Below are 26994 nucleotides of genomic sequence, written 5' to 3'. Positions count from 1 at the left end.
CGGGCTCGAGCCACGACGGAAATGAGGGTTCTCAAGCGTCAGCGGACAGGCAAACGCCAATTGCGGGCCGACGCCGTCCAACTTCAGGCGGTCTTCGACAGGGAGCACGATGCCGAGCGCTGATCGGGTGGCTACATTCTCGGCCGACGACATTCCCCTAGATCACCGGGACGAGTACATTCGCGATTTCTATGGTCGCATCCAGATGCGATTGGACATCACGCCACGTGCCGACACGCCTCTCAAATTCTCGGCCCGCACCCTGATTCTGCCTGAGATGAATCTCACCAAGGGCACCGTCTCTCCCATGGTCTGGGAGCGCAACAGCGCCCTGATTGCCGACGGCAACGACGATATCATCCTGTCCTGGAACAAGGGCGGCTACCGCTTCACCATGCCCGGGCGTGGCGACTTCAGCACCGATCCCGGCACCGCCGCCATCTTCCCGATGGACCGGCGCTACTCGGTCGTCAGCGAGGATTCGCAATGGACCATGGCGCTTCAGTTCAAGCGCTCGCTGCTGGCCCCGCTGGTGAAGAACCTCGACGACGTGCGTCCCGACAGTCTCGGCCGCACGCTCCCGGCCCACCGGTTGCTGTTCGATTACCTCTGGTCCCTGCTGCATATGGACGGCCCCGAGACGCTCGCGCCTCTCGCTTCCCGCCATATCACCGATCTTCTCGCCGTCTCCTTCGGTGGCATGGAGGCCCATACGCATCCTCCCGGTGTTCGCGCGGCAAGGCTTGCGGGCATCAAGCAGCACATCGCCCGCAATCTCACCGATCCCGGGCTCAATGCCGCGCAGATATCGCGCAAGTTCGGGATCAGCGAACGCTATGTCCGCCAGCTCTTTGCCGGGGAAGGCACAAGCTTTTCCGACTATGTCAACGGCGAGCGGCTCGCCTATGTCCATAGCTGCCTCACCGATCGCCGACAGCTGCTGCGGCGCATCGCCGACATCGCCTTTGAGGTCGGCTTCAACGAGCCATCGACGTTCTATCGGCAGTTCCGGCTGCGCTACGGCATAACGCCGACGGAAGTACGTGCCTTGACCGAGAAGGCGTGCAACAGCTGAAGTGCATGGCGGCCGTTGCCGGCATCCTTGTCCGATGCCGCGCACCAATGTGTTGTCCGCAGCCTGACTCCATTTGTCCACCGCCAGCGTCTCGTTGAGCACGGCGGCCAGATGCAGGCCGCCGAGCGCGAGCTGCTGGATGGCGACCGGCGAGAACTGGTCGAAATAGGCCTGGTCGAGGATCACTGCGTGCGGGTTGTCGGACTTGATCACCGTGCCCTGCGGCAGCGCGCGATAGGCGTCTTCCGCCCTTTCGTGGCATTCGGCCAGCCACTTTTCCGGCGTTTGGTCGGCGGCAGGCATCGGCGTGAGATGCGGGATGACGTCGGTCTCGAGATCGAGCGCCACCTTGCCCCAGTCATAGTATTTGAACAGGATCAGGCTTGAATCCCACGCCGCATGCGTCGCCAGGTTTCGAGGCCAGCGGAATATCGATGAAATGCCAGTTCGACGTCTCCTTGTGGTCGGCGCGATAATCGTCGGCCCAGCTTGCCACCGTGGCCAGCGAGACGGTGGCCGGCGGCTTGAGCTTCAGATGCGAGCGCAAGAGCCGCTCGATCACGTCATAGGTGTTTTGGTTCAGCCTATGCTGCGCGATCTCGGCGATCACCGCATGCCCTTCCTGGCCCCAGCCCAGCGCCTGTCCGCACATCGCCCCGCCCATCACCGTTGTCGTCAAGCAAAATGCCGCCGCGCCCTTCCACGTCATCGCCTTGCCTCCTCCAGACCAGAAGTTCCGATATGCAAGTACAATGGAAGCTCGTGACACAGACATGAACGATCTCACGGACGCGAAATTCGTGTGAACCGGCAATCTGGGTTGAAGGGCGTCAGGCCGATGATCAATATTGCCACGTGCAAAAAAGCCGGGCCGACAACGCCGGCCCGGACTCTTCATTCATTCCTAACTGCAACGCGTCAGTCGCGATGCTCCGGCATCGCCTTCAACTGGTCCTTCGTCCAACTGGTGACGGCATGCACGTCGCCGTCCTCGTCGCGCATGAAATCGAGCTGGCTGGCTGTGACAGCCACCGGCTTGGCGCCGATGCCGAGGAAGCCGCCGACATCGATGACGACCTGGCTGCCGTGCAGGTGGTCGACCGAGCCGATCTTCTCGTCATCGGGGCCGTAGATGGTCGCGCCTTCGAGGATGTCGGGCGTGAGCTCGGCATTGGTCAGTCTTACGTGGCTGGTGTGATCCATGACGCATCTCCTGTGGTTGTACAGGGGATGAACCTCCGATGGAGCCGAGGGTTCCGCCGACGGAGCGAAAAGCGAGCGCTCTCAGCGAAGTGCTGCCCATGTCGTCACGAGGATGAGGACAAGCGTGACCAGCGCGCCCGAGACATAAAGTATAGTCCTGACGCTGCCGCCCTTGGCGGCGTTCCCGCCGCGCAGGTAGATGGCCATGTGGACGAGGCGTATCGCCAGGTGGACCCACACCAGAACGGCGAGCGTCACCGGCCCGACGCCCACCATCATCGCCAGCAGCACGGGCACGACGAAGGGGGCCAGCGCCTCGACGGAGTTCATGTGGACACGATCGATCCGGTAGAGCGGATTATCGTCGTCCGCCGGGATGACCGGGCCAGAAAGCTTGCCCGCAAATCCCTTGGACGAGCCGGAATGGACCGCCAGCGCCACCGACAGGAGACAGAGCGCAAGCACGCCGAGGGTGCTCAACCAATAGGCTTCCATTGTCGCTCTCCTTCCAATCGCTGTCGTGCGGCCATGTCCTTCGGCAACCGGGGAGATGATGTCAGGCCGCCCGGGTAAAAAGCGCCTGGTACCGCTGCAGGTAGAGCGGCCAGCCCTGATCGCTGTCGACCCCGCCGCGCACGCTTTCCCAGCCCTGGCCATGCCGTTCGAGATGGCGGTGCTCGATTTCGACACGGGTGCGGTTTTCCGCCTCGGCCGTGAAACGGACTTCCCACTCGCTTGTGCGGGCGAGGTCGGTTTCGATCTGCCAGCGCGGGCTTATGTCCCAGCTCAAGAGCAGCCGGTTCGGCGGCTCATAGGCGAGCACGCGGGCGAAGCGGCACTCCGAGCCGTCGACGCCGCGATCATAGACATGGCCGCCGACTTTGCGTTCGAAGATCGTTTCCGCGATCGGCACGGTTAGCAAATTGTGCTCGCGCGGTTTGAAGCTGCCGAAATCCTCGGTGAACACCTTGAAGGCGCGCGCGATGGGCGCCGCGACGACGACCGAATGTTTCACGGGTGCGGGTACCGGCTGCCTGATCATGTTTCGTCCTCCGTCGGTTGCTCGACACGCTGCGCGTAGGCCGCGAGCGTCTTCACCCAGAACTGGTCGATCTCCGCCCGGAAGGCCGCGAGGCCGTCCGGGTCGATCCGGTAGATGCGTTCCTTGCCCGAGCGCGTGTCAGCCACCAGCCCGGCATCCTTGAGCACCTTCAGATGCTGCGAAACTGCAGGCCGGGTGACAGGCAACACATTGGCCAACCCGCTCACCGAACTGGGTCGGTCGACCAGTAGTTCGAAGATCGTGCGCCGTGTCGGATCCCCGAGCGCTGTCCAGTATTTCGCGTTAGTGGCCACTAACGCGAAAACTAGGGCGAAGGAGTTGCCCTGTCAACCCGGATGCAGAGGTGCATGCCGCGTGCAGCCGCCGCGCGTGCCCTGGGGGCATGCCCGTGGTTCTCATCGGGGAGCGCAGGTGGGTTGATTGCCGGCTTGTCAGTTGCGCCGCTTCGCCTTCAGACTCCGCGCCGCTTGCTCGATCGCCGCGCGATCGTTGCCCAGACGGTCGAGCAGTTCCTGCGCCTCGTCGCCCGAAATGCCTGTGCGCATGGCAAGCGCCTCCACCGTCAGCACATCCGCGCTGTCGATCTCGCGCGTTTCGGGCAGGGCATCGCCCGCCGTCAGCGGCAAGGCCGCCTCGCGGTCGATCTCCAACTCGGCCTGTTGCCAGTGCCGTTCATGATTGCCGAGGATACCGCCCTCGCGTTGAAATATCTCGTAGGCGCGCTGCCTGATCTTCCCGGTACGATCGTCGTCCATCGCCGTTCCTCCTTGCGTGTCACAAGAACGCAGGACAGGGCGGAACGATCCGCGTCGTTCACGAAGTGATCGACCGGCTCACGGCCCGTATATCGCCACCGGCTTGCCGAACATGCCGGGCTCCGGCTTTACGCCCAGCCCCGGCCGCTGCGGCACCGCGATGTGGCCTTGCTTGATGACGACCGGGTGCTTCTGGTCGAAATGGCCCTTGATGTATTCCTGGGCGATCCAGGCGCCTTCCATGCGGCGCGGCTCGACCGTGGCGGCCAGATGCACGCAGGCCGCCGCGATGATGTCGCCGCCCCAGGCGTCGTCGCAACTGTGCGGCAGCGAGCGGATGGCGCAGAGGTCGCGCACCGTCGTCATCTTGGTGAGACCGCCGAGGCGGGTGACCTTGAAGCCGAAGCCGTCGGCGATGCCGAGCGAGATTGCCCTGAGCACCGCGTTCTGGTCCTCGGTGCTCTCGTCGAGATAGACGGGGTGCGTGACGCGACCCTTCAGCGTCGCGATCTCGTCCATCGTGTTGCAGGGCTGTTCGAAGACGAACGGGATCGCCTGGCAGAGCCGGTCGAGATGGATCGCTGCGGCGACCGTCATGCCCCGGTTGCCGTCGACGGCGATACGCGCTTTGTAGCCGACCGCTTCCCAGACCTTGTGGACGACGGCCACGTCCTCTTCAAGATTGCGCCCGCCGATCTTCACCTGCAGGCGCGGATAGCCGGCCTTTACCTTGTCGGCGGCGATCCTTGCCGTCTCGTCTGGCGGGCCGACGATCAGCGAATAATAGGCCGGCACGCGATCCGTCAGCGCCCCGCCCAATAGCGTCGAGACCGGCACGCCGAGTTTCTGGCCGAGCAGGTCGAGGAAGGCCATGTCGAAGGCGGCCTTGGCATAGCCGTGACCGTTCAGCCGTTCGTCCATCTGCTTCGACAGCAGCCTGATCGAGGCGATCTCGGATCCGATCAAGCCGGGCGCGATTTCGGCGATCGCGGCGCGGGCGCCCAGCGCATGATGCGGCTGGTAGACCGGGCCGATCGGGCAGGTCTCGCCCCATCCGGCAAAACCGTCATCGGTGACGATCTCGACAAGTGTGGAGTCCAGCGCCTCCACATCGGCGCTGGCCATGCGGTAGACGCCGTTCTTGACCGGCAGCTCCGCCGAATAGACGTTGATCCGATCGATGCGCATGCTCGGCTTCCCTCAAGAATGCATTCGGCGGTCAGTTCTCGACGGCTACATCCGTGCTCTGGCCGAGGTCGGGTCGTAAGGCGAATCCGCGATCACTTCAGCGACCTTCCAGTCGCCCAGGATCGCGACGTCCAGCTTGGTGCCGGGCCTGGAAAAACGCTCGGGCAGCAACGCCAGCGCCACGTCATGCCCGAGCGCGTAGCCATAGCCGCCGGACGTGATGCGTCCGACCAGCGCGCCGTCGCTGTAGAGCCCCTCATTGGCAAGCGTGCTGGCGCCGTCGGTGTCGATCCTGAGCGTCACCGAGCGGCGCTGGTCGTTGCGCTCCTTGTATTTCTTGACCGCGTCGCGCCCGACGAAGTCGCCCTTGTCGAGCCGGATGAAGCGCTCAAGCCCGCTCTCCAGCGCGTTGAGCTCAGGGTTCATGTCGCGGTACATGGCGCGATAGGATTTTTCGAGCCGAAGCGACTCCAGCGCATGCAGCCCGACCAGCCGCAGGCCATGCTTCTCGCCCTCCTTCAGGATCGCATCGAGCAACTGCCCCTGGTAGGGCAGGGGATGGTAAAGTTCCCAGCCGAGCTCGCCTTCATAGTTGACGCGCAGCAGCCGCACGTCGCTGGCCAGAGCCACATTGCCGGTCTTGACGCCGAACCACGGGAAGCTTTCGTTGGAAAGGTCGATCTCGGTCAGCGGCTGCAGCACGTCGCGCGCCTTGGGGCCGACGACCGTGAAACAGCCGCGGTCGTTGGTGACGTTCTTCAAGGACACGCTGCCGTCGGCGGGCAGCAGCCTCGACAGGTCGTCGAAATTCCAGCGCTCGGCGCGCGGCGTCGAGATCAGGTAGAACAGGTCTTCGCCAAGCCGCGCCACCATATATTCAGCCTGCACGCCGCCGCTGGCGGTCAGTTGATGCGCCAGCGTCACCTTGCCGACCGCCGGCAGGCGATTGGCGATGATCCTGTCCAGCCATTGGGCCGCGCCTTGTCCCGACACTTCGAACTTGGTCATCGGCGTCATCTCGACCAGGCCGACGGCGTTGCGCACCGCCAGCACCTCCTCGCCGACGAGGTTCCCCTTGGGCGTCCAGCGCCAGCTATGCTGGTCCTTGGCCTCGACCCCGTCGCGCGCGAACCAGTTGGGCATCTCCCAGCCATTGAGCACGCCCCAGACCGCACCGAGCTCCGTCAGCCTGTCATAGGACGGGGCCGTCTTCTGCGGCCGCGCGGCGGGCATGTCCTGCCCCGGATATTTCTGCTCGGCATGGGTGCCCCAGGCCTCGCGCACCCTCTCGCGCGTCCATTCCTTGTTGGCGTAGTCGCCGAAACGGCGCGGGTCGAGGTCGGAGACATCGAGGCTGTTGCCGCCCTCGACGATCCGCTCCGACAGATAATAGCCGATCGTGCCGCCCCACAGGATGCCGCCGGGCACGCCTTCGGCGAGCCACACATTGGGCAGCCCCCAGGCCGGCCCCATCAAAGGCAGCTCGTCCGCTGTCATCTGGAAAGGGCCGCGCACATTGGCCTTGATGCCGACGCGGCGGAGCGCCGGCACCAGCTGCAGCGCCTGTTCCCAGTTCCACGACACCGCGTCGAAATCCTCTTCGAGAAGGTCGGCGCCGAACCAGGCGGGAACGCCGTCCTCGGCGAACAGCTTCAGGTTCGCCGTGCGCTCATAGGGCCCGAACATCAGCCCGTCGCCTTCCTCGCGCAGATAGCCCTCGAAACCTTCGTCACGCAGGATCGGCATTTCGGGCCGGCCGGCGCGCTTGCGCTCCACCACCTCCGGCACCGCTTCGGTGATCCAGTATTGATGCAGGATCGGGATCGCCGGGATATCGAGGCCGAGCAGCGCTCCGGTCTGGCGCGCGTAATTGCCGGTGGCGCAAATCACATGCTCGCAGGTGATGTCGCCCTTGTTGGTCTCAACCAGCCACTCGCCGCCGGCGGTCCGCTTGAAGCCGGTCACCTCGGTGTTGAGATAGACTTTTGCGCCCAGATCCCGCGCGCCCTTGGCCATCGCGTGTGTGACGTCGGCCGGCGCGATATGGCCGTCGTCGGGATGGTAGAGCGCGCCGAGCATTTCTTTGTTGTCGAGCAGCGGCCAGAGTTTTCGCGCCTCGTCGGGCGTGAGCAGCTGCGCCCGCATGCCCTGCACCTCGGCAACGCTCATATAGCTCTTATACTCGTCGAGCCGGTCCCTCGAATTGGCGATGCGCAGCTGCCCGCATTTGTGCCAGCCGACCGGCTGTCCGGTATCGGCCTCCAGCCCCTCATAGATCTCGATCGTCTTGTTGATCATCCGCCCGACATTGATGTTGCGGGCATAGGAAGGGATCAGTCCCGCCGCATGCCAGGTCGACCCCGCGGTGAGCTGCGTGCGTTCGAGCAGCGCGACGTCGGTCCAGCCGCGCTTGGCCAGGCCATAGAGAATACCCGCGCCGACGCAGCCGCCGCCAACGATCACCACCCGCGCATGTGTCTGCATCAAATCACCAATTCGGCCGGATTGAGAAAAACCGCGGTCGAAGCTACAGGCGTGAAAAGCCCGTGTAACGTCTTCAAAAATTAGGGGTCATGATAAGCTGGATTTATGCAGCGGCCTGCCTGCCGGGTTGCGAGCGGCGCCAGTCACTGGGCTTGCCCATCCTGCGCTGTCTCGTCCTTGAAGTCGACCTTCGTTCCCGGCTTGACCATGGCGGCGACGTCTTCGGCGTCCCAGTTGGTCATCCGGATACAGCCATGCGAGAAGGTGGTCCCGATCTTGCCCGGGTCGGGCGTGCCGTGGATGCCGTAGCTCTCGATCGAAAGGTCGATCCACACCGATCCGACGGGGTTGTTGGGTCCCTTGGCGATGGTGAAGGGGCGCTTGGTCTTCACCCCCTTGAAGGCGAATTTCGGATTATAGTGATAGGTCGGATTGTGCACCACGCGCTTGACCTCGGCCGCGCCGCTCGGCGCCGGTTTTTCCTCGCTGCCGATAGAGGCCGGGTAGACGGCAGTCGCCTTGCCCGACGCATCGAGGGCGCGCACCTGGCGGGATGCCTTGTCAACTTCGACGCTCACAATCTGTGAAGGAGGATCGCGGCGGCCGATATCGGGCACGACCAGGGTCGTGCCCGCCTTGCTGAATCCCGCGCGGAGGTTGAGCATCCTCAGCAATTGTTCGCTGACATGAAACCGCTCCGCCAGCTTCTCCCGCGCGTTGCGATAGCCGAGATGTTTCAGGCGGGCCATACTTTCCATGCGGGTGGGGATACGTCTGGTGAAGGGACCGCGCACATCCTTGGCCGTGACCTCGTATGTCGTCAGCACCGGGCCGGCGGACGTTGCTGCGAGCTTGTCCCAGGTCTCCCGTGTAAGCTTGCCGGCGGAAGGCAGTCCGTTCGCCGCCTGGAAGGCCGCGACAGCCTTGGTGAAGTTCTGTGAAACACGGCCGTCGATCAGGCCGGGCGAGAAGCGGGCGCGATCCAGAAGCACCTGCGCCTTGAGCAGCATCGGGCTGACGCCGCTGGGTTGGCCTTCGGCGAATTGAGCCTGGTTGACCGTATCCAGATCCAGCTTGGCTGCTCGCGCGACGCCGCACGCGAACGCGAGCGCCACTGCGACAACAACAAGGAACCTGACCATCGAGATCGCTCCGGGACCGCGACAAAGATCTGTTCCTATGACGCGGCAGCTCCGATCTGGTTCCTGTCGAGGGAAATGCTTGAAGGTTGTCGCGGCGGTCTTGGCTGCAATTGCAACGAAAGGTGAGAGGCGGCGTTGGTCGCCTCTCCAGTCAAGCATGCCGGGGCTGGGCCGTTCCCGTTGCGGGAGGCACTGCTGCATCCTCGATGAGGATGTCCTTCCTGCGGGCAAAGGCGACGAAAACACCCCTTGCTGTTTCCGCATCGACATCTCCAGCCAGGGCGGCCTTGCAGGCACGGATCGCAGCCTTCTGCTCGGGGCTGTTGCCGCACCAGTCGATGACGAATTGATAGGCGTCCACGACGGTGTTCAACTGACGCGGAAATCCCAGTCCTACCCAGACGCGGATTGGCTTTTCGAACGGTTTTGCGAGCATAGCGAACTTCCTCGATCCGCGACGACGCTAGGCGCTGAGCCCGCCGCCTTTGCCGCCTTTGCCGATCATCCAGGGCAGGGCGGTGCTCACCTCTTCCTGGATTTTGGCGGATTTCGCGAAACCGCAAAATGCCTCTCTGGCGGCGGTCAGCGGAAACCCGCTGTCGAATGCCCGCCGGCAGGCGCGCAGCGCCGTTTCATAGATCGGCCCACGCCTGTTCTTGGGCCATTCATAGAGAAATTCCAGGGCGTCTTCGAGGCAAGCGATTTCCTGGATGAGGCTGTTCCCGCTCTTGACGAAAACAGGGCTGTCGAACATCCGATCGTTCATAAGATCCTCCAAGTCGAACGAACAATTTGAGTTTGAAGGGGCGGAGACCGCGGCGGTCCGCGCCCTGGCTGCGATATGGGTTTATGAGTTTGAGCCGTCAAGGACTTGGTGGATGTGGCCATGTCCTACTGGCAAGCCCAATGTTCTGCGCGCCGTTTGGTCGATCAGGCGACACGCAAGCCGTCGTCGTCGGCCTTCTCAGCGACTGGAATTGAGCTTCTGTATTCGCCCCTTATCCAGCCGGAACACGCCGTTCGTACCGCCTTGCTGCTCGAAATCGGTTTGAAGCTCGTCCCACGTACCGAGATATTCGCCGCACTCGGCGCAATGGATCGCTGTTGCGGGTTGAGCACCGGCCGGGATCTGCAGACGGATGGTGCCGCAAAACGGGCATTCCAGTTTGTGGTCTAGATATTCGCCAGCCATTTTGCGGAGCATCGCGCAATCGGGACGTCTTCGCAAGCAGGGGATTTTCGATGAGCTTTGCTTCGGCCGGCTCGATTATCTGACCAGCCGAGAGCCCTCTGTTAAAGCGGCCCAATCTCGCCAAACAGCCAATCCCGAAACGCCTTCACCTTGCGCTGGCGGATCGCTTCCGGCGGGTAGACCAGATAGAAGCTGGAGACCGCCTTCAGCGCGTGGTCGAAAGGCCGCACCAGCCGCCCCGTTGCGAGGTCTGCCGAGACCAACATGGTGCGGCCGAGCACCACGCCTTCGCCCTGCACGGCCGATTCCACCGCGAATGTGGCGGAATCGAAGGTGAGGCCGCTGTTCGGGTCGACGCCCTCGACGCCGGCGCTGGCCAGCCACGCGGCCCAGTCGATGCGGTAGCCGTCGCGGATCAGCGTGTGGTGCTTGAGGTCTCGCGGCGTCTTCAGTGGATGCGGCCCCTCCAGAAGCTTCGGGCTGCAGACGGGAAACACTTCCTCGCCGGTAAGGAACTCGGAGGTCAGTCCGTGATAGTGGCCGGCGCCATAGCGGATGGCGACGTCGATGCCGTCGCCACGGAAATTGGTCAGCCTGCCCGTGGTCGAGACGCGCACGTCGATATCGCCATGCGCGCGGTGAAAACGGTAGAGCCTCGGCACCAGCCACTTTCCGGCAAAGCCGTCAGAAGTGCTGACGTTGAGCGTCGAGCCGGAATGGCGCGAGGTCGCGGTTTGCGTCGCCAGCGCGAGCTGGTCGAGGGCCTCGCGCACGGCAACCGCATAGGGCTTGCCGACAGGGGTGAGCCGCACCGAGCGCGTTGCGCGTTCGAAGAGCTGCACGCCGAGCTGCTCCTCCAGATGCTTTATCGCCCGGCTGACGGCGCCATGCGTGAGATTGAGCTCGTCCGCGGCCCTGGAAAAATTCAGGTGGCGAGCGGCGGCCTCGAAGGCCGGGAGGGCATTGAGCGGCGGCAGTCTGCGGGTCATGGCGAGAGCGATCTGTGAGTTATGGTAACAAATCCTTGCCAAATTTTGGTTTGTCCGTCGAGCTTGTTCCAGCCAAAAATCCTCACAGAATTTGTGATCAACGCTCACTCAAGCCTGCGAGGACGCCATGGTTACCGTTCATCCCTTCCTGTGGTTCAACCTGGACGCCGAAGCCGCGCGCGACTTCTATCTCTCGGTCTTCAAGAACAGCCGGGCGCTCGGCTCGATCGAGTTCACCGACAAGCCGCACGCGATCTTCGACTTTGAGCTCGAAGGCCAGCGCTTCACCGCTTTGAACGCTGGCGGGGTGCCGCCCTTCAACGAGCGCATCTCGCTCTACATCGAGACCGAAGACCAGGCCGAGACCGACTATTTCTGGAGCGCGCTCACCGCCGGCGGCGGCTCGGAACAGCCCTGCGGCTGGCTGAAGGACAAGTTCGGCGTCTACTGGCAGGTCATTCCCAGTAAAGCCTTGCGGCTGATGAACGACCCTGACCGCGCGAAGGCCGGCCGGGCGCGCCAGGCGATGTATTCGATGAAGAAGATCATCCTCGCCGACATCGAAGCGGCCCATGCCGGTCGCGCCTGATTTCGAAACCCATCACGGAAAGACGGAGAAGACCCATGAGCAGTATCACGGGAAAGAAGATCATTGTCGTCGGCGGCAGTTCCGGCATCGGCTTCGGCGTCGCGGGCGCCGCACTTGAAAGCGGCGCGGAAGTGGTGATTGCCGGCCGCTCCAGCGACAGGCTGAAGGCCGCCGAAATGCGGCTCCCCGAGTCGGGGCGCGTGACGGGCATCGCCGCCGACATGGCCAACGAGGCGGACGTCGCTCGCCTGTTCGATGCGGTCGGCGCCTTCGATCATCTGGTGGCGACGGCCGGCACGCCGCCACCCAACGATCCGATCGGCGAGACCGACATGGATTCCGTGCGCGGCTTCGTCGACGGCAAGCTGATCGGCGCCGTGATGCTCGCCAAGCACGCCGTGCGCACGCTGAACAAAGGTGGCTCGATGATCTTCACCTCCGGCATCAACAAGGACCGCCCGCCGGTCCCGGGCGGCTCGGTGGTCTCGGCGGTCGCCGGTTCCTTCAGCTATTTCGCCCGCGCGCTCGCGCTGGAGCTTGCGCCGACCCGCGTCAACATCGTCTCGCCCGGTTGGGTCGACACCGAGATGTGGGACGAGATCGTCGGCGCGGCCAAGACGGGCTATTTCAATGAGATGGGCGCCCGCATCCCGGCCGGCAGGATCGCCAGGCCCGCCGACATCGCGCCGGCCTATCTCTATCTGATGCAGAACGCGTTCATGACCGGCGAGACCATCCACATCGACGGTGGGCAGCGGTTGGTGTGAGGGGGCAAGGCCGAACCTCTGTCTGAGGATCCGGCCTCACTTGTGGCTGTCCGAGAGTCGCCGCCAGATCTTCGCCTAACATGGCGTTTCCCGCGAAACGCTAATATACATGACACCCGAATGAGCAATGCCTCCGCCTCGTCGAGGAATGCCATGCGAAGGGTCATCGTCGCCGCCATGTGCCTTGCCGCCGCGACAGGCGCCAACGCCCATGACTGGTACGAAAACAAGGTCGACCCGGTAACGAACTTCAAATGCTGCGGCGGCACCGATTGCCGCCCCATACCGGAGTCTTCGGTGCAGTCCACGGCCAATGGCGGCTACGTCTATTTGCCCGATGGATTCAACATCCCGCGCGAACGCGTGCAGGAGTCACCGGACGGCCGATACCATATCTGCGAGAACAAATACGTCATCACCAACCAGCCCTATTTGCGCTGCTTCTTCGCGCCGCGCCTTAAAGTATCCCGGTTGCTCACGCAGTAACCGGTGGATTTTCGATTCCCGTCCGCACATCTTATCCTTGCAGGAAACCAAGCTTTAGCGCCTGAAAGCATAGTCTAGGCGTCTCGGTTTCCTGTTTGGCCTTAGCCTGTCGGTCCTGGCTGCGGTCACCGCAATCTGGATAGTCGCGTCCGGAGGTTCGACAGGAATGCGCTGTTCATGCTGTTGGTGTCGCTGATCGCGATCATCGTGTGGGCGAGACTGAAAACCGACACTATGACTCCAAAGTGCCACGACAACTCCGTCGCTGTTATTTTAGACTAACGTAATATGTTGCCCGATTTCATCATGCCGGCGCGGAATATCCGGACCAGCCGCATGTCGAACAAAAGTACTTGCCCGGCAATTGGGTCCCGCTAAAGAATGCAATCGTTGAATCTGTCCGATGCAAGGTCGGTCGGATACTGCGGGTGGAAATGGCAAGATGAATGTCGGTTGTTTGCTGGCGGGGCGCGGCAGCGCCGGCCAAAAGATTGTCTTGGCCCTGCTGCTCAGTTCCACCAGCCAGGCCGCTTACGCCGCGTGCTCGATGGTCAGCACGACGATCACCTGCGCCCCAGGCCCCGTCACCAACGACTTTGTGAGCAACATCGACGGCGTGACGTTCAATGTGCAGAGCGGCGCCGCTCTGGGCGTCGACCCGGCCTTTCCAACCGACGCGCTTACGCTCTCCGGCAATGGCATAACGCTTACGAACCAAGGTACCATCGATCCGCTGGCGGGTGGTCTAAGCAGTTCCGCCGAGGGCGGCGCGGTCCTCGGCAACAATACCCTCGGCGGCAACGCCATCATTGTCGACAACAAATCCGGCGGCGTCATCAACGGTCTCGCGAACAGCGCATCCACAAGTTTCGGCGGCCAGGCGCTTGTCGTGCAGAATGCCCGGGGCGGCACGACCTCGATAACCAACAGCGGCACCATCGGCATGTCGGTGCTCGATGCGGGCACCGCGGACGATTCGGTGGCTGTCATAGTTTATGGCGGCGGCAACATCCAATTCACCAACAGCGGCACGATTACCGGCCGCGTCGTCTTCGGTGCCTCCGGGATCGGCGGAAACAGCTTCGTCAATGCCGGCACCGTCAATGGCAGCGTCTATCTCGGCGACACCGCGGCCTTCAACACGTTCACAGCGGTGTCCGGGTCGAGCGTGACCAGCAATGGCAACGCCGCCGAGACCTCGGTCGCCGGCGTCGGCGAGGTCGCGGCGGCGGGAACGGTTGATGCCGGAATAGGCACTGCCACCGCGCTCGTGCTGCAGAATTCGACGACCGGTCCGGGGTCTGGCACCGGAGGCGCGGTGACCACAATCAGCGCTTCAACCTATCTGCATTTCGAACATCTGGAGATCAACAGCGGCACGTGGAACCTTCAGGGCGCCGTAGCCAGCCATGACGCAACGATCAATGACGGCCTCGTCAATTTCGATAATGCCGGTGCATTCGGTAACAGTACCTTGACCGTGAATGGCGGCGCTATCGCCGCCTCGGTGGCCAATCTGAACCTTGCCAACGCCATCTCGTTAAGCAGCGGCACGCGTCTGACGCTGGCGGGAACCAATCCCTTCGAACTGAGCGGGATGATCACCGGCGGTGGCGGATTGACCATCAACGACACCGGCGTGGTGAAGCTGAGTGGCGCGAACCTCTTTGCCGGCGGCGTCAATCTGAACGCCGGCGGCATCATACTGGGCAATGCCGGCGCGTTGGGATCTGGCACGCTGACCGTCGGTGGCAACGCTTCGCTCAACTCCACAGGGGCCTCTTTCAACGTCGCCAACAACATTGTTCTCAACGCCGGCAGCACGCTGACCCTGGCGGGCAACAACGCGCTGGCCCTCAACGGGTCCCTGTCCGGCATCGGAAATCTGACCAAGAACGGCGCGGGAACTCTGACGCTCGGCGGAGCCAGCTCCTTTGCCGGCACGTTCGACATTGCGGCCGGTACGGTGGCCATGGGCGGCGTCGGCAGCCTTTCGCAATCCATTGCCTTGAAGCTCAGCGGCCCGGGCGCCGGTCTCGACATGTCCGCGGCCGATCAGACCATGGGCTCGCTCGCCGGCGCGGCGGGCACCAGCGTTACGCTCGGAAGCAAGACGCTTACCGTGGGCGGCCTGGGCACCGACACCGCGATGAATGGAACGATCGGCGGTGCCGGCAAACTGATCAAAACCGGCGGCGGGATCCTGACCTTGGGCGGCGCCAACACTTACGGCGGCGGCACGACGATCCAGGCGGGCACGATCAAGCTTGGCTCTGGTGGGTTTATCGGCCCCGGCGCCCTCGACACCACCAATGCCGGCACCTTCGATCTTGGCGGTCACAGCCAGATCGTGGCGACGCTGGACGGCCTGACTGGCAGCTTTGTCACCAATTCGGCGGCGGGCGCCAGCTCGCTCTTGGTCTCCGGTTCAGGCACTTTCGGCGGCATTATCCAGAACGGCGCCGGCACGGTGGCGCTGACTAAGTCCGACTCCGGCACGCTGACGCTGAACGGCGTGAACACCTACACCGGGCTGACGACGGTTTCGGGCGGCACACTGATCGTCGGCGGCGACGGCCATTCGAGCGCGGCCATCGCCGGCAACGTTCTGGTCGGAAACGGCGGCACGCTCGGTGGCCACGGCAGCGTCGGATCGACGATAGTCAATTCGGGCGGCACGCTGGCGCCGGGTGCTTCGATCGGCACCTTGACGGTCAACGGCGACCTGTCCATCGGTGACGGCGCGACGCTCGATTTCGAGTTCGGCGCACCGGGGGCCAACTTCAGCACGCCCGGCCAAAGCGACAGCGTCGACGTCACCGGCAACCTGTCGATAGGCAGCTCGACGCTCAAGGTCACAGACACCGGCGACATGGGACCGGGCCTGTATAACCTCTTCACATGGGGCGGCACGCTGACCATCACCGGCGGCGGTTTTGCTCCACCCGCTGGCGCTTCGATTCAGATTCTGACCGTCGACAAGAAGATCAACCTGATCAACACCGCCGGGTTGACGCTCAACTTCTGGAACGCCGATGGCCTGGCGAACAGCACCCAGCTTGGCGGCGGCAGTGGCACCTGGTCGCGCACCTCGCCGGTCTGGACGAATGCGAACGGCTCGGTCACTGCCCCGATGGCCCCGCAACCTGGCTTCGCTATTTTCGGCGGGGCCGCCGGCATGGTCAACGTAGATAATTCGGACGGAGCCGTCGCCGCGACCGGTATGCAGTTCGCCGCCGACGGCTATCGCCTGACGGGCGACCCGCTGAGCCTGGTGGCTGATGCCGATCATCCGGCACCGGTGGAGATAAGGGTCGGCGACGGCAGCGCTGGCTCGGCGGCATGGACGGCGACCATCGACAATGTGCTAGCCGGCACGGATGGATTGAAAAAGACCGGCGCCGGCACGCTGGTGCTCAACGGCGCCAACATCTATTCCGGCGGCACCACGCTGGCGGCCGGCGTGCTGTCGGTCTCCTCGGACGCCAATCTCGGCGATGCCGCGGGCGGGCTGACCCTCAATGGCGGCACGCTCAGGGTCACCGGAACGGCCGACACCGGCACGACCCGCGCCGTGACGCTGACCGGCGACGGTGTGATCGACATCGCCGACGCAGGCAACCAGTTCTTGCTGAACCAGGTCGTCGGCGGCGCCGGCAGCCTGACCAAAGAGGGCGCCGGCACGCTCAGGCTTGGCGGCGCGAACAGTTACGCTGGCGCGACCACGATCGCCGCCGGCACTCTTGCGCTGACGGGAACCGGATCGATCGCCGCGAGCTCGAGCCTGACCATCGATGGCGGTGCCTTCGATCTGACCGGCCTCGCCGGCGATGCCAGCGTCAACAATCTCTCCGGCAGCGGCGGCGCGCTGAAGCTCGGCGCCGGCACGCTGACCGTCGGCCAGAGCCTCGACGGTTCGTTCGCAGGCACGCTCTCCGGCGCCGGCGGGTTCACCAAGAGCGGCTCGGCCAAGCTCACCTATGACGGCGATGGTTCAGCCTTCACCGGTCTGACGACGGTAGCCGGCGGCACGCTGGTCGTCGGCTCGACCGCGGGCAGCACGGCAAAGCTCGGTGGTTCGCTCACCGTCGGCGACACGGCGACGCTGATGGGCTACGGCAAAATCGGTTCGGGCACCGGCAGCACCGTCACCGTGGCTTCCGGCGGCACGGTCTCGCCGGGCGGCTCGATCGGCACGCTGACCATCGACGGCAATTATGTGCAGCAGGCCGGCTCGACCTATTTCGCCGAGATCGCGCCCGACGGCACCTCGGACCTGATCTCGGTGACCGGCACCGCCACCATCGAAGGCGGCACCGTCTACGCCTCGAAGGCCACCGGCAGCTATACGCCCGGAACCAACTACAAGATCCTGACGGCGGCCAAGGGGGTCAGCGGCGCCTATGACACGCTCGACCAGAACACGCCCTTCGTCGATCTCAAGCTCACCTACGATCCGACCTCGGTCTATATCAGGGCCGTGCGCAACAATGTCGACTTCTGCGCCGTGGCGGGCAGCGCCAACCAATGCGCCGTGGCCGATGCCGTGCAAGGCCTGGGCGACGGCAACGTGCTGTTCGACGCGGTTGCCGGCGTGCCCAGCGCTGACGCGGCGCGTTCGGCTTTCGACCAATTGTCGGGCGGCATCCACGCTTCGGGCAGGAGCGTGCTGATCGAGACCAGCCAGCTCATCGGCGACATCATCGATGCACGCCTGCGCTCCGCCTTCGGCGCTGTCGCCGCCGCTTCTGCACCTGTCATCGCCTATGGCGAGGAAGGCACCGACAATCGCGCCACGGCCGCGATCGATGCCGCGCTCGCTCCGGCCGACACTTTGGCGCCCGCGGCCTGGGGCAACGCCTTCGGCGACTGGGGGCATCTGGACGGCGGCGTCTCCTCGTCCACAGGTGGCTTCCTCACCGGCATCGACGCAGCGCTTGGCCGCGGCTGGCGCGCCGGCGTCGTCGCCGGCTACAGCCACACCAGCTTCGACGCCGACATGTCGTCCGGCAACAGCCAGAATTGGCATCTCGGCCTCTATGGCGGCGGCCAGTGGGGCGCGCTGGGCCTGCGGGCGGGGGCGGCCTATACCTGGCACGACATATCGACCGCGCGCAGTGTCGACTTCCCCGGCTTCAGCGACCATCTGTCGGCCGACTACAACGCCGGCACGGCGCAAGCCTTCGGCGAGCTGGCCTACGATTTGAAAGCTGGATCGGTCGGCCTCGAGCCCTTTGCCAATCTCGCCTACATCAACCTGCACAGCGATGGCTTCGCCGAGAAGGGCGGCGCGGCGGCGCTCACCAGCCCGTCCTCGACCACCGACGCCACCTTCACCACGCTCGGCCTGCGCGCTTCGACCGATTTCAGCCTCGGCTCGATGACGGCGACCGCGCGCGGCACGCTGGGCTGGCGTCACGCCTACGATGCCAAGGCCGAGGCCGTCTTCACCATCGACGGCTCCGATCCCTTCGTCATCACCGCTCCGATCGCCAGGGATGCCGCCCTGGTCGAGGCCGGCCTCGACCTTGCGCTCTCGCCCAACGCCACGCTCGGCCTCGACTATCGCGGCCAGCTCGCCTCGGGCGCCAGCCAGAACGGGTTCAATGCAAGGCTGGATGTGAGATTTTAGAGCAATTCCAGGAAAAGTGTGAGCGGTTTTCCGTCCGGAATTGCTTAAAAAACAAAGAGATAGTGGGGACGGGCGCCGGAATTCTATGCGCGATCGCTACAGCAGCGTCGGCACAGCCAGCACCATACCGGTCGGAACCGGCTGCAATTCCTTTCAATTTGACGGGCTCGATTAATCGAAGTGCAGGCCTGTCGCGGTAAACTCCCGGGCCTGTTGTTGGCTGGGGCGTTAGAAATGCAGCGTATGATCGAGTGGTTTTGTGCCGATGAATCTGGCGCGACAGCGATAGAGTATGCGCTCATTGGAGTGCTCGTCGCCGTGGCGATCCTAGTGGGCGCGACCTCGCTGGGTGGTGCATTGAATGCCCAATTCGTCAACATCGCGAGTTCCGTGAGCAACGCGATCGCGCCGTAGGCGGCTTTCCGCCTGCGGGATGCTGTGGCGATTGGATGCGGCGGGGCCAGCCGGAAAAGCCGGCTTGTTATGTCAAATGCCGCGCCGGACGCTCGGTCTGCGCGTATCCGAAATAGTCCATGATCTCCCGCGCTTCGCCTGCCTCGAAGCGGCAGGCCACTTCCGTCGGCAGGCTGGATCGCCAGTTCCCCCTGTAGTCGGTGATCGGCTGGTTCACCTGCGTGTGCCGGCGAGCGGAATGCGCCGTGCGCACCGCTTTTTCCCGCCCCCACACGACGGGCTGCTGGTGATAGTTCAGAATGCCTGGGTCGAAGGCCACGCCGATGAAGCGGCATAGCCGTTCGATGGAGAGCGCCGGCGATTCGATGAAGTCCTCATAACGCCACAGGATGCTTTCGCCCTTTTCGACGCGCAGCATCGAGGCCTTGCTGTCGGCGATCCATCTTTGGAAAGCCTTGTCGAAATCGCCGTCGTAACGCTGTCCGAGCGAAGCCACGATATCCCTGCCGTCGCGTGTGACGACGATAAAGCGCGCGCCCGGGATCGTCTCGATTATCTGCCTTGTGTAGTGGATATGGTTCGGCGTCTTTTCGACCCAGATGCTGCGGCGTGAAATTGCCGCTTGCAATAAGATCAGGCTTAGCTTGGTCCATCGCGCGCCGTTTCGGGAGACGAAAGCACTTGTCTCGCGCCGAATGGCGAAAATATCAGGATGGGCGGCCAATATCCGGGCGAGCAAGGTCGACCCCGTATGTCCACAACCGCAAATGAATATAGAAACCCTGGGCTTCGGAAGAAGCCGCACCACACCCCTATTCACGATTTTATTCTCCCCCGGAAATTTTAATGAACCTTTTTCTTCCGGGGATTGCAATAGGAAATGCTTATATCCGGTCGGCGACGAACAGCCAATTGCCGCTGACGACGGCGATCTGGAGGGCGGGGCAAGCGCCGGACATCCTGCTGGTCCAGCCGGCGGAAACAACCAGAACATTCTGCCGTCATGTCAAACGCGATGCCGAAGCGCCTCGACGATCACCGCCATGGCAGGCGAGAGCTGTCGCCGGCTCGGGTAGTAGAGGTGGTAGCCCGGGAAGGGCAGGCTCCAGTCGTCGAGCACCAGCTTGAGCCGGCCCTCGGCCAGGTGCTGGCTGACGAGGTCTTCCGGGACGTAGGCGATGCCGTAGCCGGCGAGCGCGGCGTCGACCATGGGGATGGTCGTGTTGAAGGTCAGCTGGCCGTCCACCCGGACCCTGAGCTCGCGGCCCTTCTTCTCGAACTCCCAGGCATAGAGCCCGCCAAACGACGCCTGCCGCAGGCAGATGCAATCATGCGCGACCAGGTCCTGCGGTGCCCTCAGGATGGGGCGGCGAGAAAAATAGTCCGGCGAGGCGACGGCCACCAGCCGCCAGTCGGGGCCGATGCGCACCGCGATCATGTCCTTGTCGACGCTCTCGCCGAGCCGCACGCCGGCATCGAAGCGCTCCTCGACGATGTTGCGCATGCCGTTGTCGCTGTAGAGCTCGACGCGCAGGTCGGGATAGTCGCGCAGCATCGGCTGCAGCTTCGGCCAGACGATCATCCGCAGCGCATGGTCCGAGAGCGTGATGCGCACCGTGCCTGCGGGCCTGTCGCGGAACGCGACAAGGCTCGAAAGGTCGGACTCTATGCCTTCGAACCGCGGGATGAGCGACTGGTAGAGCCGCTCGCCCGCTTCCGTGGGCGCCACGCTGCGCGTCGTGCGGGTGAGCAGGCGTACGCCGAGCCGCGCCTCCAATTGCTTGATCGTATGGCTGAGCGTTGATTGCGACGTCCCGAGCTCGGCCGCCGCCCTGGTGAAGCTGCGCGCCCTGGCCACCGTCAGGAACCACAGCAAATCCTTCAGATCCTCGCGCTGCATAGGCACCATCCTGGCTCGGCCGCTCGCTTCAAGCCGTGGCGATTCGTGGCCGCTGCTCGTCAATTCATATCAAGAATGGATAAGTCCATGCAGATTGCAATGGCTAATCCGGATAGTGCCGGTGCTTTATATACCCGCCAACGCAATGACTGGAGGGCCCGACGGCGGGCCGCGGCGCATGGACACGACCTACGACAGCCAACTGGTGAAAGCCCAAGCGGTGAAAGCATCGAGCGCCTGGACAGCGGTGACATGTCTGTCGCTGCTCACCTTCGTGCTGGTGGCTTCGGAGTTCATGCCGGTCAGCCTGCTGACCCCCATCGCCAATGAACTTGCCATCTCCGAGGGCCAGGCGGGCCAGGCGATCTCCATCTCGGGCTTCTTCGCTGTCCTCACCAGCCTGTTTGGCAACGGGCTGTTGTCGCGGCTGGACCGGCGAACCGTCATTGTCCTCTACACGGCCATCCTCGTGGTCTCCGGCCTGGCGATCACCTTCGCGCCGAACTATCTCATGTTCATGTTCGGCCGGGCCTTGATCGGCGTTTCGATCGGCGGCTTCTGGTCTTTGTCCACTGCCATCCTGGCCCGCATCGTGCCTGGCGCCGACCTGCCCAAGGCGATCGCCATGCTGCAGGGCGGAACAGCCTTTGCCGCGGTCATCGCGGCGCCGCTCGGCAGCTTTCTCGGCGGACTGATCGGCTGGCGCGGCGCCTTCTTCATCGTCGTTCCGATCGGCCTCGTCGCGATCGTCTGGCAACTCGCCGTCCTGCCGAAAATGCCCGCCGGTGGGCAGGCTTCGGTCGGCAAAATGCTCGGCTTGCTCGGCAATCGCCTCTTCGCCATCGGCATGGCGGCCACCACGCTCGCCTTCATGGGCCAGTTCGCACTCTCCACCTATCTGCGCCCCTTCCTCGAAGGCGTCACCGGCCTCGGCGTGAACACGTTGTCGATGGCGCTTCTTGGCCTAGGGCTCGCCGGCTTGGTGGGGACATCGCTGGTCGGCTTCATCCTTCGCACGCATCTCGGCGCGGTGCTGATCGGCCTGCCGACGGTTCTGGCGGTCATCGCGTTGTCGCTGATCGCGCTCGGTCCGTTCGCCACCGCGACCGCTGCCTTGCTGATCGGCTGGGGCCTGTTCACGACGCCGATCCCGGTCGCCTGGAACACCTGGATGACCAAGGTGATCCCCAACGATCTCGAGGCGGGCGGCGGTCTGCAGGTCGCGCTGATCCAGTTCGCCATCACCTTCGGCGCGTTTGCGGGTGGGCTGCTGTTCGACGCCGCCGGCTGGTGGAGCCCGTTCGCGCTCGGCGCCGTGCTGCTTCTGGGGTCGGCGCTGCTTGCCGCCGCAGCGACAGCACGCGGGAGCAGTCATTGATGAAGCGGCAATCGTTCAGCCGGCGAACGCTGCTCTGCGCGGCGCTGGCAACCATGGTCTCGCCGCGGCCGGCCAACAGCCAACAGGGCAGGGACCCGGCTAACCAGGAGCCGACCGACATGAGGATCAGGATGACGTTCGATGGCCGGACCATGACCGCCACGCTCCACGACAATCCTTCGGCGCAGGATTTCTTCTCGATGCTGCCGCTCGACCTCAAGATCGAGGACTACGCGCATAACGAGAAGATTGCCTACCTGCCGCGCAAGCTGACCGAGGAGGGCAGCGGTCCGTTTGGCAACGAGCAGCCCTACGACCTTTGCTACTTCATGCCCTGGGGCAACCTGGCAATGTTCTACGCCGGCTATCGCCATCCCGGGCTGATCAGGCTCGGCCGCTTCGACGAGGGCCGGGAGACCTTGCACAGTCGTGGCGCCTTCCCCCTTCACATCGAACGCATTTGACGACGTAAAGGAGATCACCATGGACATTCTTCGCGCGGGCACCAGGCCTTCGGGCAAGGGCCCCTCCGACTGGTTCACCGGCACGGTCCGCATCGATCCGCTCTTCAATCCCTTCGACGCCGCGCGGGTGCAGGGCGCGCAGGTGACTTTCGAGCCCGGCGCCCGCACCGCCTGGCACACGCACCCGCTCGGACAGACGCTGATGGTCGTCTCCGGCCGTGGCCGCGTGCAGCGCGCGGGCGGCCCCGTCGAGGAGATCCGGCCCGGCGACATCGTCTGGTTCGCGCCCGGCGAAAAGCACTGGCACGGCGCGTCGCCCGAGACCGCCATGACCCATATCGCCCTCCAGGAGGTCAAGGACGGCAAGGTCGTCGACTGGCTGGAACATGTCAGCGACGCCGATTACGGCGCCTGACCCGATTGACGAAAGGAAAGCAAAAATGCTTGCAACCGTCCTTCACAAGCCCGGCGACATCCGCTGCGAGGCAGTCGCCGACCCGAAAATTCTGCGTCCGACGGACGCCATCATCAAGCTCTCGGCAAGCTGCATCTGCGGCTCTGACCTGTGGCCTTATCGCGGACTGCAGTCGGTCGACGGGCCGATGCATATGGGTCATGAGTATTGCGGCATCGTCGTCGAGGTGGGCAGCGAGGTGCGCAATGTCCGCCCCGGCCAGTTCGTCGTCGGCTCCTTCTGCCTCTCCGACAACACCTGCCCGCATTGCCGCTTCGGCTTCCAGTCCTCCTGCGAGCAGCGCGAGTTCATGAGCGGCGCCCAGGCGCCTTACGCCCGCGTGCCGCTGGCCGACGGGACGCTGGTGGCAACTTCCGAGGTTCCGCTGGCCGAGCTTATCCCTGACTTGCTGGCCGTGTCCGACGTGCTCGGCACCGGCTGGTACGCGGCCGACGCGGCCGAGGTCCGCGAAGGCTCGACGGTCGTGGTTGTCGGCGATGGCGCGGTCGGCCTGATGGGCGTGCTCGCGGCTAGGGAGATGGGCGCCGAGCGCATCATCGCCATGAGCCGCCATGCGAGCCGCCAGAGGCTCGCCCGCGAGTTCGGCGCCACCGACATCGTGGCCGAGCGCGGCGAGGAAGGCATTGCGCGCGTCAAGGAACTGACCAAGGGGGTCGGTGCGGATTCGGTGTTGGAATGCGTCGGCACGGGAGAATCCTTCGACCAGGCGCTGGCCTGCTCGCGGCCCGGCGGCACGATCGGCTATGTCGGCGTGCCGCATGGCGTGAGCTTCGACGGTCAAAAACTGTTTTTCGGCCAGAAGCGCATGCTGGGCGGCCCGGCGCCGGTGCGCCGCTTCCTGCCCGACCTGATGGAGCGCGTGCTGCAAGACCGCATCAAGCCAGGCAAGGTCTTCGACCTCAAGCTGCCGCTGGCCGAGGTGGCGGAAGGCTACCGCGCAATGGACGAGCGCCGCGCGATCAAGGTCATGCTTGAGGTCTAGAGCATGATCCCGAAAAGTGGAAACCGGTTTTCGGAGAAGATCATGCTCCAACAAAGAGTTAGATCAAGGATGGCGGTTTGGCGAAACGTCATCCTTATCTAGGCGCGGGCGATGGTCGCGATGGACACCACAGGCAATGGAAGCGGAACCATGGCGGGGCTGCTGCCGATCATGGCGGCTGTCTTCGCCGGCTTCCTGCTGATCGGCCTGGCGCTGCCGGTCCTGCCACTGCACCTTCACCAGGGGCTAGGCTTAGGACCCTTCGCCGTCGGATTGGTGACGGGCAGCCAGTTCGTCGCCTCGCTTTTGTCGCGGATCGGCGCTGGAAACTATGCCGATACGCGCGGCGGCAAGCGGGCCGCCGTCGTCGGCCTGATCGCCGCCGCCTTGGCCGGATTCATCTATCTAGGATCGCTCGCATTGCTCGACCGGCCAACGGCGTCCGCGTCCATGCTGTTCGTCGGCCGGGCCGTGCTGGGGGCGGCGGAAAGCTTCATCATCACGGGCGGCGTGGCCTGGGGGCTGGCTCTTGCGGGTGGACGGCACTCCGGCAAGGTCATCGCCTGGGTAGGCACCGCGATGTTCGCCGCGCTGGCGCTCGGCGCGCCCGTCGGATCCGCGCTCTATGCAGCCGGAGGCTTCGCCGCGATCGCCCTCGCCACGATCGTTCTGCCGCTTGCAACCCTCCTCGCCACACTGCCGATGCGCGGCATCAGGCCGGCCGGCGCCACGGCTCGGCAATCCTGGATGAGCGTCGCGCAAGCCGTCTGGCTTCCCGGCGTAGGAGCGGCTCTCAGCAGCCTCGGCTATGGCGCGATCCTGTCCTTCGCGGCGCTGCTCTTTTCCGAGCGCGGCTGGCATCCCGTCTGGCTCCCCTTCACGGCCTACGCGGTGTCGCTGATCGCGGCGCGGCTCTGTTTCGGCCAGTTGCCTGACAGGCTTGGAGGCGCCCGCGTCGCCGCAATCTTCGTGGCCGTCGAAGCGGTGGGCCTGCTGTTGATCTGGTTGGCGCCCGGACCGGTTGTTGCAACGGTGGGAGCAGGCCTGACGGGCCTCGGATATTCGCTCGTCTATCCCGGTCTCGGCGCCGAGGCCGTGAGCCATCTTCCGTCAGACAGCCGCGGCCTTGCCATGGGGCTCTACACTGTCTTCCTCGATGTGGCGCTCGGCTTCGGCAGTCCGGCGCTCGGTCTGGTGGCCGCGTCGGCGGGGCTGCAATTCGTCTTCCTTGTCGTCGCAGCGGCGGCGCTTCCGGCGTTTGCCGTCGCGCTCATGCTTATCCGCAGGCGAGTTGCATACCGGAGGGCAGCCTAGATCGGCCAGGCGGGGACCGGTTTCCCGCGATACAGGATGGCAAGACCCCAGACGCAGCGTACGAGGAAGCAGCCAAGGCCGACCACGCCTGCCAGCATGACATAGCCGGCCCATGCCACTGCGCCGTCCACGCCCGGCAGCATGAGGATGATCGCGGCGAGCGAGAGCAGGAATATCAGTATGCTGCGCAGCTGAAATCCGTAGTGGCTGCGAAGCCATGGCGGCGTATCGCGTCGGAGCAGACCCAGGCACGCCATCACGGCGGCGATCGGCACCGTGACGATGCCGACCGCCATCAGCGCCACGGCGAGCAGGATATAGATGGTAAGGGCTCTCCCGCCCTCGTCATGGTCGCCGGTCCCAGCTTGCAATCCCCGCTTCAGTGTCGGGGCACCTCGGCCCAAAGCTTCTTGGCGAAGCCACGCTTGTCGAGCGCCCACACCGTGCCGCTGACCACCGCCTTTCCGTTCTGGCAAGTGTAGGCATAGAGAGCATCGTGGCCGGTCGACACCATCGGCGGGGTGTCGCCGTTCTTCGCCGTCTTGCAGTATTCGGCTGCGCCGGGATTGTTGCGCTCGGCATTGATCTTGGCGCAGGGCAGATTGGCGCCGATGAAGCAGGTCAGCACCTTGCCGTCCATGCAGCGGTAGTTGGCCTCGGTCTGGAGCTCGGATTCCTCCGGCGCAGACTTGGCGTCGGGGAACAGCTTCTTGAATGCCTTGACCGTGCCGGCATAGAGCCCGTGCGAGTAGGGACGGACCGTGTCGTCGTTCTTCACCTGCCGGCAGAGCTTGTAGAGGTCTTCCGCAGGCGCGGCCTTGGCAGGCGCGGCTGTGCCGGCGGCGAAGGCAAGCAACGCCAATACGGACGAGGCGATGAATCCGAGCGTCGAAAGGCGGAATACAGTCATTTTTTTGACCTCCTCAGGAAAACACGCAGGATTTGGCGTCGGCGCCGCAGATGAGGCGCCTGGCAATCTGGATGAGGAACGCCTGCAGCCTGATTGTCACCAGCCAGTAGCCGGCGCCGACGGCGGCGGCCATCATCAGCGGCAGCGCAACGGCGAATGCTTTCGCCGGGCCCGAGGCGGTGGATGCCGGGCTGATATAAACGGCCATGGTGACGAAGGCGCTGACGACATAGAGCCAGATCGATTTGGACCCGACGAGCCGCCGCACGATCTCGATGCCGATGGCGAAGAAAAGCATCAGGTAAACCATGCTCAAAGTGTAGAGCAGGCCGCCCGTCAGGAAAGATTGGTCCACGGATCGGCCGAAGTCTACTGAAGGCCCCGGCACGAACGAGATGAGATAGGCAAGGCCGGCGGCGGCAAAGCCTACCGCATAGGGCACCGAGAGCAGGGCCAGGTAGAAGAACGCGATCGTGGCAACGATGTCGAAGCCGATTTTGGACAGGGTTATCAAGACCGGGCGCATCTGGTCCTCCTTTGCCGTCCGCCACCGGCAGACGATCTTGTCTTAAGCCCCTTTGCCCCGTTCGAG

The 26994-nt window shown here is 64.3% G+C and carries 30 protein-coding genes; 12 read left to right on the top strand and 18 right to left on the bottom strand.

The window, feature by feature from the left end; translation table 11 throughout:
• Positions 1–109 precede the first annotated feature (109 nt).
• Positions 110–1075 (top strand): helix-turn-helix transcriptional regulator, encoded by a 966-nt coding sequence (locus LB572_RS27350; RefSeq protein WP_224669941.1) that lies wholly within the window; start codon positions 110–112, stop codon positions 1073–1075.
• 27 nt (positions 1076–1102) lie between these two features.
• A complete protein-coding gene (locus LB572_RS34515) occupies positions 1103–1462 on the top strand; it encodes a hypothetical protein (RefSeq protein WP_263498377.1) in 360 nt (119 codons plus the stop codon).
• Here the strand turns inward: LB572_RS34515 and LB572_RS27340 are convergent.
• The 13 genes from LB572_RS27340 to LB572_RS27280 all read right to left on the bottom strand — a co-directional run bounded on the left by LB572_RS27340 (position 1434) and on the right by LB572_RS27280 (position 11091).
• Positions 1434–1784: a S1/P1 nuclease gene (locus LB572_RS27340; protein ID WP_224669940.1), complete on the bottom strand. Its 351-nt coding sequence runs from the start codon at positions 1782–1784 to the stop codon at positions 1434–1436. The genes LB572_RS34515 and LB572_RS27340 overlap by 29 nt on opposite strands.
• A 209-nt stretch (positions 1785–1993) precedes the next feature.
• Positions 1994–2278: a hypothetical protein gene (locus LB572_RS27335; protein ID WP_040980340.1), complete on the bottom strand. Its 285-nt coding sequence runs from the start codon at positions 2276–2278 to the stop codon at positions 1994–1996.
• An 81-nt stretch (positions 2279–2359) separates the two neighbouring features.
• Entirely contained in the window at positions 2360–2773 is a 414-nt protein-coding gene (locus LB572_RS27330) for an MAPEG family protein (protein ID WP_224669939.1), read from the bottom strand.
• A gap of 61 nt (positions 2774–2834) precedes the next feature.
• Positions 2835–3320: an SRPBCC family protein gene (locus LB572_RS27325; RefSeq protein ID WP_140806701.1), complete on the bottom strand. Its 486-nt coding sequence runs from the start codon at positions 3318–3320 to the stop codon at positions 2835–2837.
• Positions 3317–3634, bottom strand: coding sequence for an ArsR/SmtB family transcription factor (locus tag LB572_RS27320; protein WP_140806702.1), 318 nt, complete (start codon positions 3632–3634; stop codon positions 3317–3319). Before LB572_RS27320 ends, LB572_RS27325 begins: the two co-directional genes overlap by 4 nt.
• A gap of 138 nt (positions 3635–3772) precedes the next feature.
• The gene (locus tag LB572_RS27315; RefSeq protein ID WP_224669938.1) at positions 3773–4096 is read right to left on the bottom strand and encodes a DUF2934 domain-containing protein; all 324 of its coding nucleotides are present in this window, start codon (positions 4094–4096) and stop codon (positions 3773–3775) included.
• A gap of 78 nt (positions 4097–4174) precedes the next feature.
• Positions 4175–5284 carry a mandelate racemase/muconate lactonizing enzyme family protein gene (locus LB572_RS27310; protein ID WP_224669937.1) on the bottom strand — a complete coding sequence of 370 codons (1110 nt, stop codon included), beginning with the start codon at positions 5282–5284 and terminating at the stop codon, positions 4175–4177.
• A gap of 45 nt (positions 5285–5329) precedes the next feature.
• Positions 5330–7768: a GcvT family protein gene (locus LB572_RS27305; protein ID WP_224669936.1), complete on the bottom strand. Its 2439-nt coding sequence runs from the start codon at positions 7766–7768 to the stop codon at positions 5330–5332.
• A 143-nt stretch (positions 7769–7911) separates the two neighbouring features.
• Positions 7912–8910: a L,D-transpeptidase family protein gene (locus LB572_RS27300; protein WP_224669935.1), complete on the bottom strand. Its 999-nt coding sequence runs from the start codon at positions 8908–8910 to the stop codon at positions 7912–7914.
• A gap of 151 nt (positions 8911–9061) precedes the next feature.
• A complete protein-coding gene (locus LB572_RS27295; protein WP_140806707.1) occupies positions 9062–9346 on the bottom strand; it encodes a DUF982 domain-containing protein in 285 nt (94 codons plus the stop codon).
• A gap of 27 nt (positions 9347–9373) precedes the next feature.
• Positions 9374–9676, bottom strand: a complete 303-nt coding sequence (locus tag LB572_RS27290; protein WP_140806708.1) for a DUF982 domain-containing protein — start codon at positions 9674–9676, stop codon at positions 9374–9376.
• Positions 9677–9874: 198 nt separating this feature from the next.
• On the bottom strand, positions 9875–10102 hold the full coding sequence (locus LB572_RS27285; RefSeq protein WP_224669934.1) for a hypothetical protein: 228 nt from the start codon (positions 10100–10102) through the stop codon (positions 9875–9877).
• A 101-nt stretch (positions 10103–10203) separates the two neighbouring features.
• Positions 10204–11091, bottom strand: coding sequence for a transcriptional regulator GcvA (locus LB572_RS27280; protein ID WP_224669933.1), 888 nt, complete (start codon positions 11089–11091; stop codon positions 10204–10206).
• Positions 11092–11218: 127 nt separating this feature from the next.
• On the opposite strand from LB572_RS27280, the gene LB572_RS27275 reads away from it, so the two are divergent.
• From LB572_RS27275 to LB572_RS27255, 5 genes are all read left to right on the top strand, one after another.
• Positions 11219–11680: a VOC family protein gene (locus tag LB572_RS27275; RefSeq protein WP_224669931.1), complete on the top strand. Its 462-nt coding sequence runs from the start codon at positions 11219–11221 to the stop codon at positions 11678–11680.
• Positions 11681–11715: 35 nt separating this feature from the next.
• Positions 11716–12447, top strand: coding sequence for an SDR family oxidoreductase (locus tag LB572_RS27270; protein ID WP_224669930.1), 732 nt, complete (start codon positions 11716–11718; stop codon positions 12445–12447).
• Positions 12448–12600: 153 nt separating this feature from the next.
• Positions 12601–12933, top strand: coding sequence for a hypothetical protein (locus tag LB572_RS27265; protein WP_224669929.1), 333 nt, complete (start codon positions 12601–12603; stop codon positions 12931–12933).
• A 496-nt stretch (positions 12934–13429) separates the two neighbouring features.
• Complete coding sequence (locus tag LB572_RS27260) at positions 13430–18565, top strand: autotransporter domain-containing protein (protein WP_224669928.1); 5136 nt, start codon at positions 13430–13432, stop codon at positions 18563–18565.
• Between the two features lie 234 nt (positions 18566–18799).
• Positions 18800–18979: a Flp family type IVb pilin gene (locus LB572_RS27255; RefSeq protein WP_140806715.1), complete on the top strand. Its 180-nt coding sequence runs from the start codon at positions 18800–18802 to the stop codon at positions 18977–18979.
• A 67-nt stretch (positions 18980–19046) separates the two neighbouring features.
• On the opposite strand, the gene LB572_RS27250 is transcribed toward LB572_RS27255, so the two are convergent.
• Positions 19047–19973 (bottom strand): sulfotransferase family protein, encoded by a 927-nt coding sequence (locus tag LB572_RS27250; protein WP_224669927.1) that lies wholly within the window; start codon positions 19971–19973, stop codon positions 19047–19049.
• Positions 19974–19985: 12 nt separating this feature from the next.
• Positions 19986–20879 (bottom strand): LysR family transcriptional regulator, encoded by an 894-nt coding sequence (locus LB572_RS27245; RefSeq protein ID WP_224669926.1) that lies wholly within the window; start codon positions 20877–20879, stop codon positions 19986–19988.
• A 178-nt stretch (positions 20880–21057) separates the two neighbouring features.
• Between LB572_RS27245 and LB572_RS27240 the strand changes: the two genes are divergently transcribed.
• From LB572_RS27240 to LB572_RS27220, 5 genes are all read left to right on the top strand, one after another.
• The gene (locus LB572_RS27240; RefSeq protein ID WP_140806718.1) at positions 21058–22257 is read left to right on the top strand and encodes an MFS transporter; all 1200 of its coding nucleotides are present in this window, start codon (positions 21058–21060) and stop codon (positions 22255–22257) included.
• Positions 22257–22721: a cyclophilin-like fold protein gene (locus tag LB572_RS27235; protein WP_412033594.1), complete on the top strand. Its 465-nt coding sequence runs from the start codon at positions 22257–22259 to the stop codon at positions 22719–22721. Before LB572_RS27240 ends, LB572_RS27235 begins: the two co-directional genes overlap by 1 nt.
• A gap of 19 nt (positions 22722–22740) precedes the next feature.
• On the top strand, positions 22741–23136 hold the full coding sequence (locus LB572_RS27230) for a cupin domain-containing protein (RefSeq protein WP_140806720.1): 396 nt from the start codon (positions 22741–22743) through the stop codon (positions 23134–23136).
• Between the two features lie 25 nt (positions 23137–23161).
• Positions 23162–24178: a zinc-dependent alcohol dehydrogenase family protein gene (locus LB572_RS27225; protein WP_224669925.1), complete on the top strand. Its 1017-nt coding sequence runs from the start codon at positions 23162–23164 to the stop codon at positions 24176–24178.
• A gap of 111 nt (positions 24179–24289) precedes the next feature.
• Complete coding sequence (locus tag LB572_RS27220) at positions 24290–25492, top strand: arabinose transporter (protein ID WP_224669924.1); 1203 nt, start codon at positions 24290–24292, stop codon at positions 25490–25492.
• Here the strand turns inward: LB572_RS27220 and LB572_RS27215 are convergent.
• Genes LB572_RS27215 through LB572_RS27205 form a run of 3 tightly spaced genes read right to left on the bottom strand, consistent with a single transcriptional unit; the run spans position 25489 to position 26928 of the window.
• A complete protein-coding gene (locus tag LB572_RS27215; protein ID WP_224669923.1) occupies positions 25489–25863 on the bottom strand; it encodes a hypothetical protein in 375 nt (124 codons plus the stop codon). The two genes, LB572_RS27220 and LB572_RS27215, sit on opposite strands and share 4 nt — an antisense overlap.
• Before the next feature lie 8 nt (positions 25864–25871).
• Positions 25872–26402: a hypothetical protein gene (locus tag LB572_RS27210; protein WP_140811526.1), complete on the bottom strand. Its 531-nt coding sequence runs from the start codon at positions 26400–26402 to the stop codon at positions 25872–25874.
• 13 nt (positions 26403–26415) lie between these two features.
• Positions 26416–26928 (bottom strand): hypothetical protein, encoded by a 513-nt coding sequence (locus tag LB572_RS27205; protein ID WP_224669922.1) that lies wholly within the window; start codon positions 26926–26928, stop codon positions 26416–26418.
• Positions 26929–26994 lie beyond the last annotated feature (66 nt).

Source organism: Mesorhizobium sp. BH1-1-5 (assembly GCF_020165615.1).
In the GTDB taxonomy this organism is placed as follows: domain Bacteria; phylum Pseudomonadota; class Alphaproteobacteria; order Rhizobiales; family Rhizobiaceae; genus Mesorhizobium.
Note: the sequence above shows the minus strand (reverse complement) of the source record. Positions and strands in the feature narration are given on the sequence as shown.

Bases quoted from the DNA above. Each gene is read 5' to 3' on its own strand.
- LB572_RS27240 (WP_140806718.1), top strand. From the start codon at position 21,058: ATGGACACGACCTACGACAGCCAACTGGTGAAAGCCCAAGCGGTGAAA.
- LB572_RS27205 (WP_224669922.1), bottom strand. From the start codon at position 26,928: ATGCGCCCGGTCTTGATAACCCTGTCCAAAATCGGCTTCGACATCGTT.
- LB572_RS27315 (WP_224669938.1), bottom strand. From the start codon at position 4,096: ATGGACGACGATCGTACCGGGAAGATCAGGCAGCGCGCCTACGAGATA.
- LB572_RS27230 (WP_140806720.1), top strand. From the start codon at position 22,741: ATGGACATTCTTCGCGCGGGCACCAGGCCTTCGGGCAAGGGCCCCTCC.
- LB572_RS27270 (WP_224669930.1), top strand. From the start codon at position 11,716: ATGAGCAGTATCACGGGAAAGAAGATCATTGTCGTCGGCGGCAGTTCC.
- LB572_RS27325 (WP_140806701.1), bottom strand. From the start codon at position 3,320: ATGATCAGGCAGCCGGTACCCGCACCCGTGAAACATTCGGTCGTCGTC.
- LB572_RS27295 (WP_140806707.1), bottom strand. From the start codon at position 9,346: ATGCTCGCAAAACCGTTCGAAAAGCCAATCCGCGTCTGGGTAGGACTG.
- LB572_RS27330 (WP_224669939.1), bottom strand. From the start codon at position 2,773: ATGGAAGCCTATTGGTTGAGCACCCTCGGCGTGCTTGCGCTCTGTCTC.
- LB572_RS27250 (WP_224669927.1), bottom strand. From the start codon at position 19,973: ATGTTCTGGTTGTTTCCGCCGGCTGGACCAGCAGGATGTCCGGCGCTT.
- LB572_RS27265 (WP_224669929.1), top strand. From the start codon at position 12,601: ATGCGAAGGGTCATCGTCGCCGCCATGTGCCTTGCCGCCGCGACAGGC.
- LB572_RS27340 (WP_224669940.1), bottom strand. From the start codon at position 1,784: ATGACGTGGAAGGGCGCGGCGGCATTTTGCTTGACGACAACGGTGATG.
- LB572_RS27210 (WP_140811526.1), bottom strand. From the start codon at position 26,402: ATGACTGTATTCCGCCTTTCGACGCTCGGATTCATCGCCTCGTCCGTA.
- LB572_RS27350 (WP_224669941.1), top strand. From the start codon at position 110: ATGCCGAGCGCTGATCGGGTGGCTACATTCTCGGCCGACGACATTCCC.
- LB572_RS27245 (WP_224669926.1), bottom strand. From the start codon at position 20,879: ATGCAGCGCGAGGATCTGAAGGATTTGCTGTGGTTCCTGACGGTGGCC.
- LB572_RS27255 (WP_140806715.1), top strand. From the start codon at position 18,800: ATGCAGCGTATGATCGAGTGGTTTTGTGCCGATGAATCTGGCGCGACA.
- LB572_RS27310 (WP_224669937.1), bottom strand. From the start codon at position 5,284: ATGCGCATCGATCGGATCAACGTCTATTCGGCGGAGCTGCCGGTCAAG.
- LB572_RS27285 (WP_224669934.1), bottom strand. From the start codon at position 10,102: ATGGCTGGCGAATATCTAGACCACAAACTGGAATGCCCGTTTTGCGGC.
- LB572_RS27220 (WP_224669924.1), top strand. From the start codon at position 24,290: ATGGTCGCGATGGACACCACAGGCAATGGAAGCGGAACCATGGCGGGG.
- LB572_RS27335 (WP_040980340.1), bottom strand. From the start codon at position 2,278: ATGGATCACACCAGCCACGTAAGACTGACCAATGCCGAGCTCACGCCC.
- LB572_RS27290 (WP_140806708.1), bottom strand. From the start codon at position 9,676: ATGAACGATCGGATGTTCGACAGCCCTGTTTTCGTCAAGAGCGGGAAC.
- LB572_RS27275 (WP_224669931.1), top strand. From the start codon at position 11,219: ATGGTTACCGTTCATCCCTTCCTGTGGTTCAACCTGGACGCCGAAGCC.
- LB572_RS27225 (WP_224669925.1), top strand. From the start codon at position 23,162: ATGCTTGCAACCGTCCTTCACAAGCCCGGCGACATCCGCTGCGAGGCA.
- LB572_RS27235 (WP_412033594.1), top strand. From the start codon at position 22,257: ATGAAGCGGCAATCGTTCAGCCGGCGAACGCTGCTCTGCGCGGCGCTG.
- LB572_RS27300 (WP_224669935.1), bottom strand. From the start codon at position 8,910: ATGGTCAGGTTCCTTGTTGTTGTCGCAGTGGCGCTCGCGTTCGCGTGC.
- LB572_RS27305 (WP_224669936.1), bottom strand. From the start codon at position 7,768: ATGCAGACACATGCGCGGGTGGTGATCGTTGGCGGCGGCTGCGTCGGC.
- LB572_RS27280 (WP_224669933.1), bottom strand. From the start codon at position 11,091: ATGACCCGCAGACTGCCGCCGCTCAATGCCCTCCCGGCCTTCGAGGCC.